We start from the raw sequence: 3754 nt of genomic DNA, 5'->3' as shown, positions 1-3754 counted from the left end.
TAGCATCACTGAATCAATGCACTGAATGTCAGCATGGCGCATCTTCGTGTGGACTACAACAGCAATGCACTGGTTTTCCATCGGTTTTTCATGAATAATCTGCATCCCTTCCTGATACTTCATTTTTTTGCTTTCATGAAATTCCCCGGCCGACGAAAGATCAAGCATTACTTCCCGGTCAATACCCACAATCGCTTTGATATGGAAAGCTCAGTGTTTGGCCAGGCCAACACCTATATCTGTGGTATTGATCAGAACCTGGTGGATATTACTGCCCGAGTCGATGACTCAGTACTACGGGATTATGGCCTCGATAAAGGTGCCTCTCAATGGATAGATAACGACCAGGCCAATCGTCTGTACTGTTTTCTGAACGAGCAGCAGCTTATTGAAGACCAGTTTGCCGGCGGCACCATCGGTAACACGCTTCATAATTATTCCGTGCTGGCAGATGATCGCTCCGTTCAATTTGGCGTTATGAGTAAGAACATCCAGGTGGGTGACTACGCGTATCGCTACCTCTGTAATACCAGCAGTAAAGTCGATCTTACCTGGCTTCAGCCGGTTGATGGCCCTATTGGCCGTTGCTTTGCGCTGATTACGGAAGATGGTGAGCGTACCTTCGGTATCAGTCCCGGTTTTATGAACCAGCTCAGCCCCGAGTTTATCGATGAAACAATCATCGCCGAATCTTCAGGCCTGGCGCTAAGCGCTTATACGCTGGCAAATCCTGATCTGCCAATTTATCACGCCATGGTAAAAGCAGCACAGCTGGCAAAAAAACATCAAGTCCCGGTCATTTTGACACTGGGCACCCGTGGACTGGTCAATGCCATCAAGCAACCACTGATCGAGTTTCTTAACGAATATGTCACCATTGCCGCCATGAACGAAGAAGAAGCCGAGGAATTGACTGGAGAGCCGGACCCGCTGTCATCTTCTGCGCATATGCTGCAATGGGTTGATATGGTGTTACTGACGGCTGGTGCCGAAGGTCTTTATTTAAGTGGTTATACTGAAAAAGCGCTGGCCAGGGAAACTGACAACCCTATCCGTTCCGGAGCGATCAGTGATTTTAACAGGTATGAGTTCAGCCGCCCTCTGCTGCGCACTCACTGTGAAGAACCACTGAAAGTATACTCACACATCAGCCCCTATCTTGGCGGCCCCAAAAACATAAAAAACACCAACGGTGCAGGCGACGGTGCATTGGCAGCACTTATTCACGATATGGCTGCCAACTACTATCACCGCCAGGTATTACCAACCTCAAGCAAACACAATAAGCCCTGGGTTACCTACTCATCCTTTGCCCAGGTTTGCAAGTACGCCAACCGGGTTAGTTTTGAAGTGCTGGCACAAAGCTCTCCCCGCCTGTCCAGGGCATTGCCGGAACGGGAGATGAGCCTGGAAGACAGTTACTGGGACCAATAAACGTCGATATCATCCCTTTTTAACGATGCCAGGATCAACGGCATCGTTATTCTACCCGGCTGTCAACTGTCAGCTGCTATAGTTGTTCGATCACCTTATGCCAGAGAAACCGCAATGAAGGATTGTGTCGTCTTTTATGGTGCCAGTGTAACCAGTCGGTCAAAAACTCAGGCCCGGGAAATTATTGACCGTGCGATACATATCTGTGAGTTGCTCAAAAACTATGGTTATCATTGCCATGCAGATGTTGTTCTGGATGACAAGCTGCACAGTCGATCAGCAGCGTCCATAACCAATATCCCTGAAAAGTTTCTCAAGCTCAGTACCGAAGAACAGGTCAATAAGCTATACCCTTTTCGTGCGTCTGATCCCAATGAGCTGCATAAAGAGCTGGCCTGCTACTACTGGGGACTGGACAGTTTGAGAAACGCCCGATTCTGCCTCTGGGATTTGACTTACCCCTCCACAGGTGCGGGCTTCGAACTGGCAACCGCTCTGACACTGGGTAAAAAGTGCTTTTGTTTTTCAGAAAACACCCGAATATCATCCACCGTGTGTGGCTATCCGCTGAACTCCCTGACGATTGGCAAATATAGTGACGGGTTTGAGCAACGGTTACTTGAATTCATAAAAGCCAGTGACCGGCATTTCAATATAAACCCCGGGGAGTAGCAGAGAATCCAGGAACACTGTAAAGAATGCTGTGACGCGGTTAAAATAAAAAATCATTTAACAGTACAGTGCCGCCATGGATATCAGCCATTTAAGAGAAGAGTACACTCAGGCCGGGCTCAGTCGGGACAACCTGAAAACCAGCCCCTTTGACCAGTTTGAGCTCTGGTTCAAGCAGGCCCAGCACGCTCAGCTGGCCGAACCCAATGCCATGAGCCTTGCCACCGTTTCCGCATCAGGCATGCCATCCCTGAGAACGGTACTCCTCAAGTATTTCGACCAGTCCGGCTTTGTCTTTTTCACCAACTACAGCAGTAATAAAGCCAGGGATATTACCAGCAATCCCCACGTTGCCATTATGTTTCCCTGGGTAGCCCTTGAACGACAGGTGGTCATCCAGGGCAAGGCAGAAAAAATTTCCACGGCTGAATCACTGCGTTACTTTACCAGCCGCCCTCATGGCAGTCAGCTCGGTGCCTGGGTATCACAGCAAAGCTCGGTCATTACCGGACGTAAGGTTCTGGAATTGAAACTGGAGGAGATGAAACGCAAATTCAGGGAAGGAAAAGTGCCTCTGCCCGATTTCTGGGGTGGCTATCGCGTCGTGCCTGAGAATATGGAATTCTGGCAAGGTCGCCCAAACCGCCTGCACGATCGCTTTCAATACACCCGGTTGTCCGCAGAGAAGGGCTGTGACTGGCAAGTCGACCGCCTTTCTCCCTAAACCTCCGTCAGTATTTTATGGGCACGTTATGAGTAAAGAAACCGCTGCACGAATCGCCGTAAGGGATGCGCTTATTCAACTGGTTGAACTGAATCGCTTATTCCGGGAAGCCATTGAATCAGACCATGGCTTACCCATCTGGACCATGGAGACGGAGTCCGAATCCACAAACCAGCGTGCTCTGGCAGCGGGTATTGCCACCCGACTGACCTATATCGAAGAGCAGAACAAGCAGGAGACCGCCCGCTTAACCGGACTGGTCGGCGTTTCTGAGCAGACCTTACAACTGGGCGAAGAACTGAACCTCTGTCGTGATCAGTTTAAAACGGCGATGGCCGACTTTCGCAAGCTGTTTGGCGACAGCATCGAGGCCATTGAACAGGCATCCGATGATTTGCGGGATGGTTTACTGGGAGGGCTGCAGGTCAAACACCTGCACTTTGTGCAATGTTACCGGCAACTCAAGCTCTTTCCAGAGGCCCCGAGACGGGTTGGTTTCAGTTGGGCTGCAAGTCACAGTGGCACGGTCAGGCTGACCGCCGAAGAAGCGATTGTCCATTTCAGAAAGAAATACATAGCCTCCGTCGCCGTTAATGAAGACATTGACCTACTGGAAAAAATGCCCGCCAAAGAAGTGGTGGTGATCAAGCGTATACTGGCTCCCCACCTGAGGGCTAATATTACCTGGTCAAAGGATATTCAGGCGCTCAGGCAGGCGGATCCGGCACTGAAAAAACAGTATCCGGCACAGATTAACTCGCCCCTCCCCCTGTTCATTCAGCTGAAGCCGGGAGAGCCGTTACCAGAGTTTAACCGGATTCGCCCCTATGACCCGTCTGCCAGACAGGAAAGACTGCAACGCAGTGATGCCCGTCTGGTTAAAATTAACGACAATCCTCATTCAAGAATTTACCGTTATGCTTA

General features: G+C 50.1%; 4 protein-coding genes. All 4 read left to right on the top strand.

Annotated elements, in window-relative coordinates; all coding sequences use genetic code 11:
• The first annotated feature begins 135 nt into the window (after positions 1-135).
• A complete protein-coding gene (locus ACO6V1_RS22900; RefSeq protein WP_422468792.1) occupies positions 136-1434 on the top strand; it encodes an inosine/guanosine kinase in 1299 nt (432 codons plus the stop codon).
• A gap of 114 nt (positions 1435-1548) precedes the next feature.
• A complete protein-coding gene (locus ACO6V1_RS22895; RefSeq protein WP_422460096.1) occupies positions 1549-2106 on the top strand; it encodes a hypothetical protein in 558 nt (185 codons plus the stop codon).
• A gap of 76 nt (positions 2107-2182) precedes the next feature.
• Complete coding sequence (pdxH, locus tag ACO6V1_RS22890; RefSeq protein WP_101745930.1) at positions 2183-2830, top strand: pyridoxamine 5'-phosphate oxidase; 648 nt, start codon at positions 2183-2185, stop codon at positions 2828-2830.
• A 28-nt stretch (positions 2831-2858) separates the two neighbouring features.
• Positions 2859-3754: DNA replication terminus site-binding protein (locus ACO6V1_RS22885; RefSeq protein WP_422445093.1), on the top strand; the 896-nt coding region annotated here is incomplete at its 3' end.

Source organism: Endozoicomonas sp. ALC013 (genome assembly GCF_049310205.1).
Lineage (GTDB): Bacteria > Pseudomonadota > Gammaproteobacteria > Pseudomonadales > Endozoicomonadaceae > Endozoicomonas.
Note: the sequence above shows the minus strand (reverse complement) of the source record. Positions and strands in the feature narration are given on the sequence as shown.

Coding starts and splice junctions, on each gene's coding strand:
- ACO6V1_RS22900 (WP_422468792.1), top strand. CDS start 136: ATGAAATTCCCCGGCCGACGAAAGATCAAGCATTACTTCCCGGTCAAT.
- ACO6V1_RS22895 (WP_422460096.1), top strand. CDS start 1,549: ATGAAGGATTGTGTCGTCTTTTATGGTGCCAGTGTAACCAGTCGGTCA.
- pdxH (WP_101745930.1), top strand. CDS start 2,183: ATGGATATCAGCCATTTAAGAGAAGAGTACACTCAGGCCGGGCTCAGT.